Source organism: Bradyrhizobium sp. HKCCYLRH3061 (assembly GCF_051168015.1).
Classification (GTDB): Bacteria; Pseudomonadota; Alphaproteobacteria; order Rhizobiales; family Xanthobacteraceae; genus Bradyrhizobium.
This window is the reverse complement of record NZ_JBNPUE010000005.1, coordinates 118385-134455: the sequence shown is the minus strand read 5'-3', so window position 1 is coordinate 134455 and position 16071 is coordinate 118385. Positions and strand designations below refer to the sequence as shown.

At 66.0% G+C, this 16071-nt stretch carries 14 protein-coding genes; 7 read left to right on the top strand and 7 right to left on the bottom strand.

Features of this window, described 5'->3' with window-relative positions; all coding sequences use genetic code 11:
* Window positions 1-33 precede the first annotated feature (33 nt).
* Window positions 34-903, bottom strand: coding sequence for a ferritin-like domain-containing protein (locus ACQR2C_RS11345; protein WP_434881226.1), 870 nt, complete (start codon window positions 901-903; stop codon window positions 34-36).
* A gap of 205 nt (window positions 904-1108) precedes the next feature.
* On the opposite strand from ACQR2C_RS11345, the gene ACQR2C_RS11340 reads away from it, so the two are divergent.
* The 7 genes from ACQR2C_RS11340 to ACQR2C_RS11310 are packed head-to-tail and all read left to right on the top strand — an operon-like array spanning window position 1109 to window position 10033.
* Complete coding sequence (locus tag ACQR2C_RS11340) at window positions 1109-3409, top strand: 4Fe-4S binding protein (RefSeq protein WP_434881142.1); 2301 nt, start codon at window positions 1109-1111, stop codon at window positions 3407-3409.
* 10 nt (window positions 3410-3419) lie between these two features.
* Window positions 3420-5345, top strand: coding sequence for a TAT-dependent nitrous-oxide reductase (gene nosZ / locus ACQR2C_RS11335; protein ID WP_316216182.1), 1926 nt, complete (start codon window positions 3420-3422; stop codon window positions 5343-5345).
* 3 nt (window positions 5346-5348) lie between these two features.
* Window positions 5349-6740 (top strand): nitrous oxide reductase family maturation protein NosD, encoded by a 1392-nt coding sequence (locus tag ACQR2C_RS11330; protein ID WP_434881141.1) that lies wholly within the window; start codon window positions 5349-5351, stop codon window positions 6738-6740.
* Entirely contained in the window at window positions 6737-7657 is a 921-nt protein-coding gene (locus tag ACQR2C_RS11325; protein ID WP_316216180.1) for an ABC transporter ATP-binding protein, read from the top strand. Before ACQR2C_RS11330 ends, ACQR2C_RS11325 begins: the two co-directional genes overlap by 4 nt.
* Window positions 7654-8484, top strand: a complete 831-nt coding sequence (locus ACQR2C_RS11320) for an ABC transporter permease (RefSeq protein ID WP_434881140.1) — start codon at window positions 7654-7656, stop codon at window positions 8482-8484. Before ACQR2C_RS11325 ends, ACQR2C_RS11320 begins: the two co-directional genes overlap by 4 nt.
* Window positions 8481-9038: a nitrous oxide reductase accessory protein NosL gene (locus ACQR2C_RS11315; protein WP_316180582.1), complete on the top strand. Its 558-nt coding sequence runs from the start codon at window positions 8481-8483 to the stop codon at window positions 9036-9038. Before ACQR2C_RS11320 ends, ACQR2C_RS11315 begins: the two co-directional genes overlap by 4 nt.
* Window positions 9035-10033, top strand: coding sequence for an FAD:protein FMN transferase (locus tag ACQR2C_RS11310; RefSeq protein WP_434881139.1), 999 nt, complete (start codon window positions 9035-9037; stop codon window positions 10031-10033). The genes ACQR2C_RS11315 and ACQR2C_RS11310 overlap by 4 nt, the downstream gene beginning before the upstream one ends.
* 46 nt (window positions 10034-10079) lie before the next feature.
* On the opposite strand, the gene ACQR2C_RS11305 is transcribed toward ACQR2C_RS11310, so the two are convergent.
* From ACQR2C_RS11305 to ACQR2C_RS11280, 6 genes are read right to left on the bottom strand one after another with little or no spacing between them, the layout of a single operon-like run.
* Window positions 10080-10706 (bottom strand): FMN-dependent NADH-azoreductase, encoded by a 627-nt coding sequence (locus tag ACQR2C_RS11305; RefSeq protein WP_434881138.1) that lies wholly within the window; start codon window positions 10704-10706, stop codon window positions 10080-10082.
* 3 nt (window positions 10707-10709) lie between these two features.
* Window positions 10710-12284, bottom strand: coding sequence for an isochorismatase family protein (locus ACQR2C_RS11300; RefSeq protein ID WP_434881137.1), 1575 nt, complete (start codon window positions 12282-12284; stop codon window positions 10710-10712).
* Between the two features lie 18 nt (window positions 12285-12302).
* Window positions 12303-13151 carry an MBL fold metallo-hydrolase gene (locus tag ACQR2C_RS11295; protein ID WP_434838940.1) on the bottom strand — a complete coding sequence of 283 codons (849 nt, stop codon included), beginning with the start codon at window positions 13149-13151 and terminating at the stop codon, window positions 12303-12305.
* Between the two features lie 39 nt (window positions 13152-13190).
* Window positions 13191-14078, bottom strand: a complete 888-nt coding sequence (locus ACQR2C_RS11290) for an amidohydrolase family protein (protein WP_434881136.1) — start codon at window positions 14076-14078, stop codon at window positions 13191-13193.
* The gene (locus ACQR2C_RS11285; protein WP_434881135.1) at window positions 14075-15193 is read right to left on the bottom strand and encodes a VWA domain-containing protein; all 1119 of its coding nucleotides are present in this window, start codon (window positions 15191-15193) and stop codon (window positions 14075-14077) included. Before ACQR2C_RS11285 ends, ACQR2C_RS11290 begins: the two co-directional genes overlap by 4 nt.
* The gene (locus tag ACQR2C_RS11280) at window positions 15190-16071 is read right to left on the bottom strand and encodes an AAA family ATPase (protein ID WP_315802959.1); all 882 of its coding nucleotides are present in this window, start codon (window positions 16069-16071) and stop codon (window positions 15190-15192) included. Before ACQR2C_RS11280 ends, ACQR2C_RS11285 begins: the two co-directional genes overlap by 4 nt.

Below are 16071 nucleotides of genomic sequence, written 5' to 3'. Positions count from 1 at the left end.
CTTGTCTTTCGCCGAGCAGCGCTGCAGTCGGACTCAACCGAGCGACCGCAGCCAGGCCAGCCGCGCGATCGCCTGCGACGCCAGCCGCTGCATGAGACCGAGCCGGTCCGATTCGGTCGCTCGCTCCGCATGCTCCAGATACGCGTCCGCGAGCGCTTCCGCCAGCACGGCTGCATCGGCTTGCGCGAGCCCAGCCGGCAGGCGCAACAGGCCCGCAACGTCCGATGCCATTGCCGCGGCTTCGCGCGCAAGCTCGCCCACGCGATCTGCCGGGCGGCCTGCGGCGCGCGCCGCCATCGCGTCGAGCAGCTCGGCGAGTCGACGCTCCAGCCGGCCGGCGTCGATCGTGCAGGCGTCCGACGCCACTGACGCCGCGCGCCTGGCGTCGGTCTCAAGATGATAGGCACGGCGCCGCTCCTTGCGCAGCGTCGCGACATGACCGAGCTCCTCCCGCGCCATGGCCTCGGACGCCCTCTTGACCTCGGGAACATCGTTAAATGCGGCGAGATAGGACCAGAACGCAAAGGCCCGTTCCTCGTTGCGCACCGCCATCGACAGCGCGCGGTAAGGAGTCATCAACCGCGAATCCTGAATTTCGCGCGCGGCGCCGGGCTCAAAGGTCTCCGGCGGCTGCCAGCGCACCAGCGACGCATCGGGGGCACGCCCCGTACGCGCTTGCGACCACTGTGCGACACTGTCGACATGCTCGCGCTCGGCCGCGGCCAGCCTTGCGAAGACGTCGGCCAGATCGAGCCGGCCTTGACGCTGCATCTCTCCGGACAGTTCGTCGTAGCGATCGGCCGCCTCCCGCTCCATCGCATTCGCGAGCGCGAACAGCTCGTCGATCGAATGCAGGTTCCCGGCCGGTTCCGACTTGAGCGAGAGCGTGCGTGATAACAACATATAATAGTCCGCCTGATTGTCCGGGCCTGTTTGATCCAGCGCAACGTCCGTCGGATTGCGACCCACTAGACAACCGGCACGATAAGGAGTCAATTTAGCCTGACTCTATCTCAGGGATTGTCAATGGCGACGATCCTTCCTTCCCGAAACAGTCCTAACTGGAATACGGCTCCTTCGTGGGCCGACCGTTCCTTTTGAGGTGATCATGGTTGCGAGTGATGTCGCCACCAATCGGTGGCGCATGCCTGCTATCTTGGTAGCAATCCTCATCGGGCTCTGCGCCATCGCGGCCCCGCGCGCAGCACATGCGGCCGGCGATCTCGCAACCTACCTCTCGAAGATCACGCCGGGCGATCTCTTCCCCAATGCGGACCGTTTCGGCGTGCCGCAAGGCGAGCCGCCGATCATGCCGGTGTATCGCGGCGATCAGCTCAAGGGTTACGTCTATCTCAACTCCGATTTCGCCAATTCCGTCGGCTATTCGGGCAAGCCAATCCACATCCTCGTCGGCATCGATCCCAAGGGCGTCATCACCGGGCTGAAGCTGGTCGATCACAAGGAGCCGATCGTGCTGATCGGCATTCCCGAGCCACGCATCGTTGCCGCACTCAACGGCCTGCTCGGCAAGGACATGATGCCGATTGCGCAAGGCGCAGAACACGCGCCGCAGGCCGACATCGTCTCAGGTGCCACGGTCACCGTGCTGGTGATGCACGACAGCATCGTGCGCGCCGCCACGCGCCTGATCCGCAGCGGCCGCATCGGTGCCGGCGCAGCGGCGAGCACCGCCGCGGCACAGCCGGGCGTGACCAGGACGGTCGATCCCGACAAGAGCGAGATCCGCGACTGGAGCAGCCTGCTCGGCGACGGCTCGGTGCGGCGCCTGCATCTCAGCATCGGCGACGTCAACGATGCGTTCGCCAAGTCGGGCAATACGGCGGCCGCGCAAAGTCCGGAGCCCGGCGATGCCGGCGACACCTTCGTTGATCTGTATGTGGCCATGGTCAGCGTGCCCACCATCGGCCGCAGCCTGCTCGGCGACGAGGGCTATCAGCGACTCAAGCAGCGATTGCAGCCCGGACAGCAGGCGATCGTCGTCGCCGGCGACGGCATCTACTCGTTCAAGGGCTCCGCTTATGTCCGAGGCGGCATCTTCGACCGCATCGAGGTGCTGCAGGAGGGCGGAAGCACACGGTTCCGCGACAAGAACCACATGCGACTCGGTGCGCTGGCCGCCGCCGGCGCCCCTGCCCTGCGCGAGATCGGACTGTTCGTCACGCCGCCCGAATTCACGCTCGACCCGACCGAGCCATGGCAGCTCCAGCTCCTGGTGCAACGAAGCACAGGCAGCCACGACAAGGCGTTCCTGACTTTCGATATCGACTACACGGTGCCCGACGCCTACTTGAAGCAGCAGACGCGCCCCGCTGTGCCGGCAGCGAAGGCGACGACCGCACGTCCCGCCCCAGCCACGGCGCAACCGGTCGCCGACGACACCGAAGAGCCGTTATGGATGCGCATCTGGCGCTCGCAGATGGTCGCCATCGGCATCACCGCGCTGGCGCTGGCCGTGCTCACGGGGATCTTCTTCTTCCAGAACGTTCTGGTGCGCCGTCCCCGGCTCTACACCTGGGTCCGCCGCGCCTATCTCCTGTTCGTGCTGGTCTGGCTCGGCTGGTACGCCAACGCCCAGCTCTCGGTCGTCAACGTCGTCACCTTCGTCAACGCGCTGCTGACCGGCTTCCATTGGGAGTTCTTCCTCGCGGCGCCCTTGATCTTCATCCTGTGGGCGGCAACGGCGGCTGGACTGCTGTTCTGGGGCCGCGGGCCGTTCTGCGGCTGGCTCTGTCCGTTCGGCGCGCTGCAGGAGCTCACCAACACAGTGGCAAAATGGCTCAAGGTGCCGCAGATCACGGTACCCTGGGGTCTGCATGAGCGTCTCTGGCCGATCAAATACATCATCTTCCTCGGCCTGTTCGGCCTGTCGCTTTATTCGGTCGCGCTCGCCGAACAGGTCGCGGAGGTCGAGCCGTTCAAGACCGCGATCATCCTGAAATTCTCGCGCAGCTGGCCGTTCGTGCTGTATGCCGCGGCGCTGCTCGGCATCGGCCTGTTCATCGAACGCTTCTTCTGCCGCTATCTCTGCCCGCTGGGCGCGGCACTGGCGATTCCCGGACGCATCCGCACCTTCGAATGGCTGCGTCGCTGGAAGGAGTGCGGCTCGCCCTGCCAGCGCTGCGCCAAGGAATGCCCGGTGCAGTCGATCCATCCCGAGGGACACATCAACGTCAATGAATGCATCTACTGCATGCATTGCCAGAAGCTCTACTACGACGATCAGCGCTGCCCGCACATGATCCAGGTCCGGCTCAAGCGCGAGAAATTCGAGGCGATGTCATCGCCGTCGATGCGCGCCGCGAAATCCGGTCCGAAGACCGTGATCACCCATGCCGGCCAGCCGATGGCGGCGACGGCCCCCTCCAACGATCTCACCCATCCATCATAAGGAGACGACGATGGCGCAAGACGACGACCAGACAAAAATCAGCCGCCGGCAGATCGTCGGCACCGCCGCACTGGGCGCGGCCGGCGTAGCCGGCAGCATTGGACTTGGCAAGAGCGTCGAGACCGCGCCGGCCGCCGCGCAACCACGTTCGGCCCAGGGCGCCGGCAAGGCGGAGGTCGCCCCCGGCGAGCTCGACGAATACTACGTGTTCTTCTCCAGCGGCCAGACCGGCGAGCTGCGGATCATCGGCATGCCGTCGATGCGCGAGCTGATGCGCATCCCCGTCTTCAACCGGTGCAGCGCCACCGGCTGGGGCCAGACCAACGAGAGCCGCAAGATCATGACCGAGGGGCTGCTGCCGGAGACGCGCGAGCGGCTCAAGGACAGGCTCGGCATCTGGATGAACGGCGACTGCCACCATCCGCACATGTCGTTCACCAATGGCACATATGACGGCCGCTACATCTTTATCAACGACAAGGCCAACACCCGCCTCGCGCGCATTCGCACCGACGTGATGAAATGCGACAAGATCATCGAGCTGCCGAACCAGTACACCATCCACGGCATGCGGCCGCAGAAGTTCCCGCGCACCGGCTACGTGTTCTGCAACGGCGAATATGAGGTGCCGCTACCGAATGACGGCAAGGTGCTCGACGACAAGTCTAAATACTGGTCGATGTTCTCGGCCGTCGACGGCGATACCATGAAGGTTGCCTGGCAGGTGATCGTCGACGGCAATCTCGACAACACCGATTGCGACTACCAGGGCAAATATGCCTTCTCCACCTGCTACAACTCGGAAAAGGGCGTTACCTTGGCCGAGATGACGGCAAGCGAGCAGGACTGGGTGACGATCTTCAACATCAAGCGCATAGAGGAAGCCGTCAAGAAGGGCGACTTCAAGGAGATGAACGGCGTTCCCGTCATCGACGGCCGCAAGGGCTCGCCCTACACGCGCTACGTTCCGGTCTCGAACAGCCCGCACGGCCTCAACACCGCCCCCGACGGCATCCATGTCGTCGCCAATGGCAAGCTGGCGCCGACGGTCACGGTGATCGACGTCCGCCTGATCGACAACCTGTTCGACGACAAGATCAAGCCGCGCGACGTCGTCGTGGCCGAGCCGGAGCTCGGCCTCGGGCCGCTGCACACCGCCTTCGACGGCCGGGGCAATGCCTACACTACGCTGTTCCTCGACAGCCAGGTCTGCAAATGGAGCATCGATCTCGCCAAGCGAGCCTTCAAGGGCGAGAAGGTCAACCCCATCATCCAGAAGCTCGACGTCCACTATCAGCCGGGCCACAACCACGCCTCGATGGGCGAGACCAAGGAAGCCGACGGCAAATGGCTGCTGTCCTTGAACAAGTTCTCCAAGGACCGCTTCCTGAATGTCGGGCCGCTGAAGCCGGAAAACGACCAGCTGATCGACATCACCGGCGACAAGATGGAGCTGGTGCACGACGGCCCGAGCTTCGCCGAGCCGCACGACGCCGTCATCGTGCACCGCTCCAAGCTCGAGGGCCGCGTGACCTCGATCTGGAAGCGCGACGACCCGTTCTTCGCCGACGCCCGCAAGCAGGCCGCAGCCGACGGCGTCACACTGGAGAGCGACGCCAAGGTGATCCGCGACGGCAACAAGGTGCGCGTCTATATGTGGTCCAGCGCGCCCGCCTATGCGCTCGAGAAGTTCGAGGTCAAGCAGGGTGACGAGGTGACCGTCTATGTCACCAACATCGACGACGTCGAGGATCTGGTGCACGGCTTCTGCATCGTGAACTACGGCGTCAACATGGAGATCGATCCGCAGCAGACCTCGTCGGTGACGTTCATCGCCGACAAGCCCGGCGTGTACTGGTATTTCTGCACATGGTTCTGTCACGCCATGCACATGGAAATGCGCGGACGCATGCTGGTCTCGCCGCAGAACGCGTGAGCGATGCGGCGCATGCGCCATATCAAGACTCTGGGGCTGGCGGCGCTCGTCGTCGCCGGCCTGCCCTTCCGCGCAACAGCGGCGACACGACAGATCGCGGCCGATATTGCCGACTTGCAGGACGTCCTCGATCGCGCGGCCGACGGCGATGAGATCGCGCTGGCCGCAGGCACCTATCGCGGGCCGCTGCGGATCTCCCATCGCCTGACACTGACAGGCGCGCATGGCGCGGTGATCACCGGCGATGGGCATGGGAGCGTCATTACCGTCACGGCACCGGGTACCGTCATTCGAGGCTTCGTCCTCAAAGGATCCGGCCGCTCGCTCGAGAAGATGGATTCCGGCATCTTCGTCGACCAGGGCGCGCACGACACGCTGATCGAGAACAACCGGATCGAAGGCAATCTGTTCGGCGTCTATCTGCACGGATCAGCCAATGCCATGGTCCGCCACAACAGCATCATCGGCCTGCGCGCGACGCTGCCCGGCGGCACCGGCAATGGCGTTTCGGTCTGGAACGCGCCGGGCGCCAAGGTGATCGACAACGACATCCGCTATGGCCGCGATGGCGTGTTCGCCATTACCAGCCGCAACAACACGTTCTGCCACAACCGCTTCAGCGAGCTGCGCTTTGCCGTCCACTACATGTACGCCAATGACGGCGAGATCACCGGCAACGTCTCGGTCGGCAACATCATCGGCTATGCGATGATGTTCTCGAAGAACCTGGTCGTGAAGGACAACGTCTCAGACCACGACCGCGATCGCGGCATGCTGTTCAACGCGACCAACGGCTCGCAGATCTCCGGCAACAGCGTGATCGGCGGCTTGCAGCCGGCGGAGCGCTGGGCGACCGCCGAGAACCGCGGCACCGACGAAGGCGTGCCGCTGACCGACAAGAGCGTGTTCACGCCGAGCGGCGGCGTCCGTCCCGGCCCCGAGAAATGCGTGTTCATCTACAACACGAACAATAATCGTATCACCAATAACTGGTTCGAGGGCTGCGAGATCGGCGTGCACTTCACCGCCGGCTCCGAAGGCAACGACATCCGGGGCAATGCCTTCGTCAACAACGCCAGCCAGATCAAATATGTCGGCACCCGCCATCTCGACTGGTCGAAGAACGGCCGCGGCAATTACTGGAGCGACAATCCCGGCTTCGACCTCAACGGCGACGGCGTTGCCGACACCGCCTACCGGCCGAACGATCTGATCGACCGCGTGCTGTGGACGGCGCCGGCCGCCAAAGTCCTGATCAACAGCCCGGCCGTGCAGGTCATCCGCTGGGCGCAGGCGCAGTTTCCGGCGATCCTGCCCGGCGGGGTGGTCGATAGCCATCCGCTGATGTCGCCACCGCCGGCGCGCCGCACTGCCGCCGGGAGCAGCACCCGATGAGCGCGACCGTCCATATCGCCGACGTGATCAAGCACTACGGCAAGGTCGAAGCCGTCAAGGGCGTGTCATTCGATCTCGCGGCCGGAGAGATGGTGGCCCTGATCGGCCACAACGGCGCCGGCAAGACCACACTGATGAAGATGATGCTCGGCCTGATCCGGCCGACCAAGGGCACGATCGCGCTGCTCGGCGAAAACCCGGCCGCCGGCGAGTTCTCCTCGCGGCGTCGGCTCGGCTATCTGCCGGAGAACGTCGCCTTCGATGCCGCGCTCACCGGCCGCGAGACGCAAACCTTCTACGCCCGCCTCAAACGCGAGCCGGTGAGCGGCGCACTGGCGCTGCTCGATGTCGTCGGGCTGGGCGACGCTGCCGGGCGCCGCGTCAATACCTACTCGAAGGGCATGCGCCAGCGGCTTGGCCTGGCGCAGGCGCTGATCGGCCGGCCACGCGTGCTGCTGCTGGACGAGCCGACCACCGGTCTCGATCCCGAACTGCGCCAGACGTTCTACGAGGTGATCCAGAAGCTCGCCGCCGAGGGCACGACGGTGCTGCTGTCATCGCATGCGCTGACCGAGCTGGAGGAGAGGGCCGGCCGTGTCATCATCATGAACAAGGGCCTCAAGGTCGCCGACGGCACGCTCGACGAACTGCGCCGCCTCGCGCGACTGCCGACTCGGATCCGGGTCAAGGTCGCTGACCTGCCGCTATCCGGCCGGCCCTCGTGGCTGCCGGAGGCGACCTCCTATCGTCGGATCAACGGCCACATTGTCGAGATCGACGCGGCGCCGGACGAGAAGATCGCTCTGCTGCGCCGTGCGACGGCCGAGGGCACCGCCGTGCAGGATCTCGAGCTCATCCCGCCCAATCTCGACGAGCTCTACGCGCATTTCCTGCGCCACGCGGAGCGTTCGCAATGAATGCCGTGATCACCATCGCCGCGAAGGAAATCCAGCAGGCGATCCGCAACCGCTGGGTGCTGGCGTCGACCCTGCTGCTGGCAGGGCTCGCGCTGTCGCTGACCTTTCTCGGCAGCGCACCGACTGGCACCGTGGGCGCGCGCGCACTCGACGTCGTCATCGTCAGCCTGTCGAGCCTGACCATCTTCCTGATCCCGTTGATCGCGCTTTTGATCTCGCACGACGCCATCGTCGGCGACATGGAGCGCGGCACCATGCTGCTGCTGCTCAGCTATCCCGTGGCGCGCTGGCAGGTGCTGCTCGGGAAGTTCCTCGGACATCTTGCCGTGCTCGCCTTCGCGACCTGCCTCGGCTATAGCGCAGCCGCGGTGGCGCTGCTGATCGCCGGCAGCCACTTCGACAGCGACGGGCTCACGGCCTTCGCCGCGATGATCGGCTCCTCCGTTCTGCTTGGCGCGGTGTTCGTCGCGATCGGCTATCTGGTCAGCGCAGTCGTGCGCGACCGCGGCACCGCAGCGGGTGTCTGCATTGGCCTGTGGCTCGCGCTCGTCCTGATCTACGACATGGCGCTGCTCGGCCTTCTGGTCATCGACCAGGGCCGCAACGTCTCCGGCGGCGTGCTCAGCGCGCTGCTGCTGCTCAACCCGACCGACGCCTACCGGCTGCTCAACCTGACCGGCTTCGCCAATGTCAGCCTGTTCTCCGGCATGGCCGGGCTCGCCGGCAGCAGTACGCTGTCGGTTGGGGTGCTGCTCACCGCGTTGGTGCTGTGGACGTTGGTGCCGCTCGCAGGCGCCGCGCTGGCCTTCTCCCGGAGAGAGCTATGAAACGCCTCGCTTACGCCGGCGCGCTCATCGTCGCCTTTGCGCTCGCCGCCTGCAACGACAAGCAGGCCGCCGCGCCGCCGCCGCCGGTCAAGCTGACGGCGGAGGCGATCGGGCATTATTGCGGAATGAACCTGCTCGAGCATTCCGGCCCCAAGGGACAGATCTTCGCCGCCAGCCTGATCGAGCCGGTGTGGTTCTCCTCCGCGCGCGACGCCATCGCCTTCACGATGCTGCCCGACGAGCCCAAGGACATCCAGGCGATCTACGTCTCCGACATGGGCAAAGCCGCGAGCTGGGACAATCCGGGCGCCGACAATTGGGTCGAGGCGCGCAAGGCGGTGTTCGTGATCGGCAGCCGGGTCAGGAGCGGCATGGGCAGCGACGAGGCGGTGCCGTTCTCGGATCGGAGCGCGGCCGAGCGATTCGCTGCCGAGCACGGCGGCCGCATCGTCGGCTTCACCGAGGTGCCGCGCGACTATGTGCTGAGCTCGCCCGACGACAACGCCGGCGCGATCGAGCCGGGCCACAAGGACACGCCTGAGGTGCAACGATGACAAATCAGCTCTCGCGTCGGCGCTTCATCCGCATCAGCGCCGCATTGGCGGGCCTCGCGGTCGCTCCTTCCAGGGCGCATGCGGCCGACAGCACAAGCGGACTGGTCGAATGGCGCGGCACGCTGCTCGGCGCCGTCGCCACGATCAAGCTTCATCACCGCGACCGGCAAGAAGCCGAACGGCTGATCACGGTCTCGATCGGCGAAGCCCGGCGGCTCGAGCGCCTGTTCAGCCTGTATCTGGAGCAATCGGCGCTGGTGACGCTGAACCGCACCGGCGTGCTGGTGGACCCCGCGCCCGAGCTGGTCGACATCCTCACACGCTCGCAGCGCTACGCCGCGATGACCGACGGCCGCTTCGACCCGACCGTGCAGCCGCTGTGGACGCTCTACGCCGATCATTTTTCGCGCCCGGATGCCAATCCCGACGGCCCGCCGCAGGCGGCCGTGCAAGAGGCGCTGATGCGGGTCGGCCATCAGCGGCTGAGCGTCAGTCGCGATCACATCGTCATGCCGCGCGGCATGGCGCTCACCCTCAATGGCATCGCGCAGGGCTATGTCACGGACAGGATCGTCGAGCTGCTGCGCGGCGAGGGTGTACAGCACAGCCTGGTCGACATGGGCGAAGCCCGCGCCATCGGCGCACGGCCGGACGCGCGGCCCTGGGAGGTCGGGATCGCCGACCCTGACAATCCCGATCGGATCGCCGCGATGCTACCGATCATCGATCGGGCCGTATCGACGTCAGGCGCCTATGGCCTCCGCTTCGATCCACAAGGCCGCTTCAATCATCTGTTCGATCCGCACAGCGGCGGCTGCGCGCAGCGCTATCGCAGCGTGACCACGGTCGCCGGCAATGCAACGGCGGCGGACGCGCTCTCGACCGCGTTCAGCCTGATGTCGGAGCCCGAGATCCGTGCACTGCTGCCCCGCACCGAGATCGAACGTGTTCACCTGATCGACGCGGCTGGAGCCGCAGTCGACCTCGTCGGCTGAGTCCGTCTCGTCTGCCGTCGGATCGCAATCGGGAACGTCGCATCAGCTAGAATCGTGCGGCCATCTCGGCGAGCCGCCTGTGCGCCCGCTCACGTGCGGCGGCGGTGTGCGTGGCCGGTCCGCTGGTCGGCCCGATCGCCACGAAGTGGAGGTCGCGAAGACCCATGAAGCGCAGCGCCTCGCGCAAATAGGGCGTCGCGAGGTCGGTCCGCCCCCGGCTGATGCCGGTGGTGAAGTCGCCGCCGCTGGCGAGGATCACCAGCGTCGGACGATCCTTCAGGAGCGGCAGGTAGCCACGCGACGGATCGAAGCGAAAGGTGAGGCCCGGCTGATTGATGATGTCGAGCCAGTGCTTGAGTTTGTAGGGAATGCCGAAATTCCACATCGGCGTCGAGATCACGACGCGCTCGGCCAGATCGAGCCGCACCGCCATGCGTTCGGCCGCCGCGAACGCCCCGCGCTGGCCGTCGGTGAAGGTGCGGCCGCCCATGCGGGCATACTTCGCCTGCAAAATCTCACCGTCGAACTCCGGCAGATTCTCGCGCCACAGATTCATCTCGTCGACGTCCCATCCCGGCCGCGCCTGCCTGAAGCGGTCCAGGAAGGCGCGCGCGCCGGCGCTGGATTCCGAATCCGCCCGCGGCGAGGCGACGAGATGCAGCAGCTTTGGCATGCCTCACCCAAGTGCCCTGATCACCGCGTCGGCCGTGGTCACGACAGCAACATTCTGCATGGCGAAGTTGATCGACGCATTGTGCCAGTCCGCGTTCATGGTCGAGCAGCAATCCTCCGGCACCACCATGAAGTAGCCCTTGTCCGCCCCGGTCCGCGCGGTGTGCTCGACCGACATGTTGGTCCAGGCCCCCGTGTTGATGATGACGTCGCGCCCGGTGGCCTTGAGAATGGTCTCGAGCCGCGTGCCCTCCCAGGCGCTCATCCGCATCTTCTCGACGACGAAGTCCCCGCTCCGCGGCTCCAGCCCCGCGACCGGCGCGGCCCCCCAGCTGCCGCGCACCATCGCCTTGCTGTCGACCAAACCCTCGAACAACGGCGCGTTCAGGGTCACGCCGGGGGCGCCGGGCTCGACCACGAACCAGACGTGAATGATGACGACGCCGCGCGCGCGGGCGGCCTCAGCGAGCCGCCGGACATTGTCGATAACACGCTGCTGCCTGGCGTGCCCCGGCGCTCCGGACTCGGCGAAGGCGCCGCCATCCATGATGACATCGTTCTGCAGGTCCTGGATGATCATGGCGCAGCGGCGCGGGTCGAGCTGCATGTCGCCAGCAGCGAGCTGCGGGGCCGAAGACGCGGTGGCCGGCGCGGCGTTGCTGCCAGTCCGCCCGCTCATATACGTCTCGTGGCGCGGACCGATCTTGGTTGCGATCGCGTAGACCGAATGCGTCGCGGTCAGATAGAGCGTGCGGAAATCAGCCCCGCCCCAGGCGAGGTTGGCGACGAGCTCCGGCACGCGGACCTTGCCGAGCAGCTCGCCGCCGGGCGCGTAGACCCAGACGCCGCCGGGAGCGGTGACCCAGACATTGCCGCGCTGATCGCATTTCATACCGTCGGGCACGCCGGGCTCGAGCTCGGAACGGATGCCGCTTGCAAAGATGCGTCCGTTCGACAGCGCACCATCGCCGCCGACGTCGAACACGCGGATCACCGCCTGCACCGTGTCGTTGACGTAAAGCAGTTTCTCGTCCGGCGAAAAGCACAGTCCGTTGGGCTGGTCGAACAGATGGCGGTCAACGAGCAGCCGCGGTGGCCCGCCGCCCGGCGCCACCCGGTACACGCCCTGGAAGCCGAGCTGGCGCGGCCGTTCCACGCCATAGACCGGCATGCGGCCATACCACGGATCGGAGAAGTAGATCGCCCCGCTGGAGTGGACGCACACGTCGTTGGGGCTGTTGAGTTCCTGGTTCTCGAAATGCGACGCTAGGATCTCGCGGCGGCCGTCGGGACGCTCGCGCACCAGCGACGACGTCGCGTGTTCGCAGACGATCAGGTTGAGCTCGGCATCATAGGTCATGCCGTTGCACTTGTTCGAGGGCCGCCGCATCTCGACCACGCCGCGCTTCGCATCCCAGCGGCGGCGGACATCAGCCGGCATGTCGGAGAACAGCAGGAACTGCTCGACGGGATGCCAGATCGGCCCCTCCGTGAACTCGAAGCCGGTCGCCACCTGCGCCACCGGCGCGTAGGGGTCGACCAGGGTCTCGAACTCAGGTCGCAAGGTCACGTGTGTCATCGTTGTGCCTCGTGCGGATCACGCCGGGAACCAGTGCCGCTGCGGCAGCGACTGCACGATCGGACCCGGCACCTGGTCATGCAGCCGCCCCGTTACGACGCCGCCTTCGATCTTGGCGGGACGATCATGCACCGGCAACAGATAGCGCGAGCTCGACAACAGCTTCTTGATCGCCGCCTTCTCGGCACGCTTGGTGGTGCCGTGATTGCCGGTGGTGCGCGGCTCGCCATCCTGGATCTCGTTGAACGGCGTCACGATCTGGTCGTTGAAATCGTAGATGACGTCGCCGCAGATGGTGGCGATGCCGTCGGCGGTGTGGACGTGGATGTTCATCGAGCCCTCGGTATGGGCGTTCGCAGCATCGCAATAGACGCCCGGCATCAGCTCGACCGGGCCGGTGAGCTCGAGGTCGAGGAAGCGCAGCGCGCTCTTGGTGTGCAGCCGGTCGATGAGATGCTTGATGTCCGGCGCCGGATATTGCGGATGCATCAGGCCGGAGACGGAGTATTCGAGCTCGCGGCGGTTGAGCACGACCGTCGTGTTCATCGGGAACAGGTCGTCCTTGCCGGCATGATCGATGTGCAGATGGGTGTGGCAGACATAGCGGACGTCGCCCATGCGGACGCCGTGGCGCGCCAATTGGTTCTCGATCATGTTCTCATGGTACTGCAGCCCGCGCATGCCCAGCGTCTCCATGATCTGGTTGGAGCGGTAGCCGGTATCGACCACGACCGGATACGGGCCACCCAGGATCAGGAAGCCGAGCGTCAGCACCCGGCGGGTGCGGCCGCAATCGCGGCCAAGCACGAGGAAGCTCGATTCGAGCTCGATGTCACCATAGTCGAGAACCTTGATTTCCAGCGCCATGAGCGTTCCCTGTTGCTTTTGTTGTCGTTGCAGGCGGTATCATCCCAGCCGATAGACGCGCTGCGCCGTCCCTCCCATGACCTGCGCGCGTGCATGCTCGTCGAGGTCTTGGATGGCAGCCTCATAGGCTCCCACCAGTGCGCGATAGTCGGTCCAGAGCTTCTCGATCGGAAAGTTCGAGCCGAACAGGCAGCGCTCGGGCCCGAACATTCCAATCGTCTCCCGCACCACCTCGACAACATGCGCCGGATCGTTGCGGCGAATGAAGGTGCCGAGGCCCGAGAGCTTGCTGACGACGTTGCTGCAGTTCGCCAGCCGCTGCATTCCGGCTCGCCATTGATCGCGACCATGTGCGGACAGGTCCTCCGGCATGCCGGCGTGCTGAAGGATGAAAGTCACGGACGGACAGCTCTCGGCAAGCGCCGCGGCGCCAGCCATCTGCGGCGCGAAAACCTGCAGGTCGAAGGACCAGCCGTAGTCGGCGAGCCGGGCGATGTTGGCGCGGATATGGTTATCGCTGCAAAGGTCTGGTGACGAAGCGAAACGATAGAGCGGGTTCTCATGCCAGTGGAGCTGCATCCGGACCCCGCGCAGCAGCGGGTAGCGCGCCAACCGGTCGAACTGCGGCCGCGCATCGTCGACGCTCAGATCGGCATAGGCGACGATCGCATGCGGAAAGCCATGCTGCTCAGAAGTTCGCTGCACCCAGGCGGCCTCGTCCTCGAAGCCGTCCTTCGCCCAGTTGGTCTGCACATAGACCGACTTCCTGACGCCGCTGCCGGCGATGTCGTCGAGATATTCCCCGATCGCGTAGTCGCGCCGGATCGGCTCGTAGGGGCCAAAAATCCGCGGCTGCATCGGCCCGACCAGCCAGGGCAGATCGGCCTGACGCCAGATGTGATGATGCGCATCGACATATCCGGTCATGCCGCCCTCCTCTGTGCCAGCGACAGCACATGCGCGACGATGGCCTCGTCCGACCCGCCGGCTGCGATGTCGTCGACGAATGGCGCGATCGCCTGCAACGCTTCGGTCTGAGGCTTGAATCCGGGCCCCGTCGCGAGCGGCGTCAGCCAGCTCAGGCGCCAGGCGCGCAGCGACAGCTTCCACACGGCGTCACGGAGCACGTGATGGTCACCACGCTCGAGCCCATCCGAGATGACCAGCACGGCGGCGCCCCGCGCGTAGGTCGAGAACCGCGGCACCGCGAGGAAGGCCTGCAGCGCCTCGCCGATACGCGTGCCGCCGTCCCAGTCGCTGACGAGATGAGAGGCAGCGAGCAGCGCCTGCTCGCGCCGCTTGAGCCGCAAGGGCCGCGTCACGCGTGTCAGCCGTGTCCCAAGCGTGAACACCTCGGCCTGGGGTACGGCCTGCACCATCACGTGGGCGAGCCGCATGTTGTCCTCGGTCCGCGCCTTCATCGAGCCGGAGACATCGATCAGCAGCAGCAATTGTCGCAATCGAGGCCGTCGCTTCAGCCGCCGCAGCGACAGCACCTCACCGTCGCGCCTTACGCTCTCACGCAGGGTCCGTCGCAGGTCGACGAAGCTGCCGCGCCGCGCGCGCATGCGCCGATGGCCGCGCCGCTTCGGCAGCTTGGCACGCGCCTGGCGCGCGAGACGCTGCAGGACGTTGCCGCCTGTGGTCGCAGCCAAGCGGCGCGCGACCAGCGCCTCGGCACGCGTGGCCGCCAGACCGGACTCGTTCTGCTCCTCGGCGATATCGGAATCGACAGCGCCGCTCCCTTCCTCCTGGAGACGCACGACATCATCCTGCCTGTCGCTCTCGCCGAAGGCCGTCGCCTCGGCAACGCCGAAATGGATGTCGAACAGCAGATTGTAGGTCGCAAGCCGCTCGGGCGGCGGCGCCAGGGTCGCCGTCCCGGCCCGCCGGATATCGTCGAGGCTGGTTGGCCCCAGCAGTTCGATCGCAGCGAGAAAGGCGGTGGTCTGCTCGGGTGCGATCGCGAAGCCGTTCCGCCGCAGCAGAGCAGCGAACGTCATGAAGATCTCAGTCGCCTGCGGCAGGCGGGGCTCGCTCATGTCATCGCCTCCGCGAGCATCGCGTCGAGCCGCGGCGCGATGAAGGACAGATCCTCCTCATCCTTCAGCGCGACGCCAATCGCGCGCTTGAACGCATCGGGCCAGCGTGCGCCGGTCTGGTTGAGCAGCGTCGCCGCCTCCGCCCAATCAACCGCCTCGGCAATCCCGGGCGCCTTGCTCAGCGGCTCGCGCCGCAGCTTCGCCACTGCAGCCACCACGGCCCGCGCGGTCGCTTCGGCAACACTGGAGGCCCGCATCATCACGATCCGCGCCTCGCGCTCCGCATCGGGATAGTCGATCCAATGATAGACACAGCGGCGGCGCAGCGCTTCGTGCAGGTCACGAGTCCGATTCGAGGTCAGCACCACGATCGGCCGCTCGGCGGCACGGATCGTGCCGCGCTCTGGAATCGAGATCTGGAAGTCGGAGAGGAATTCGAGCAGGAACGCCTCGAACTCCTGGTCGGCGCGATCGATCTCATCGATCAGCAGCACCGTCGAGTCGGGCGCACGCAGGCAGGCCAGCATCGGCCGCTCGATCAGGAACGTCTCACCATAGATGTCGATGCTCTCCTCGCCGGCCTGGCGGATCGCGAGCATCTGGCGCGGATAGTTCCACTCGTAGAGCGCCGCCGCGGCGTCGATGCCTTCGTAGCATTGCAGCCGGATCAGCTTGCGGCCGAGCACTGCAGCGATCGCCTTCGCCGCCTCGGTTTTTCCGACGCCGGGTGCGCCTTCCAAGAGCAGCGGCTTGCCCAGCGCGAGGGCGAGATAGGCCGCGGTCGAGAGCCCGTCATCGGCGAGATAGTAGGCCGCCCGCAGTGCCTTTTCCAGCGCCTGCGGCGAGTCGATGCCGACGATGTTGCTGCGGACCACCAT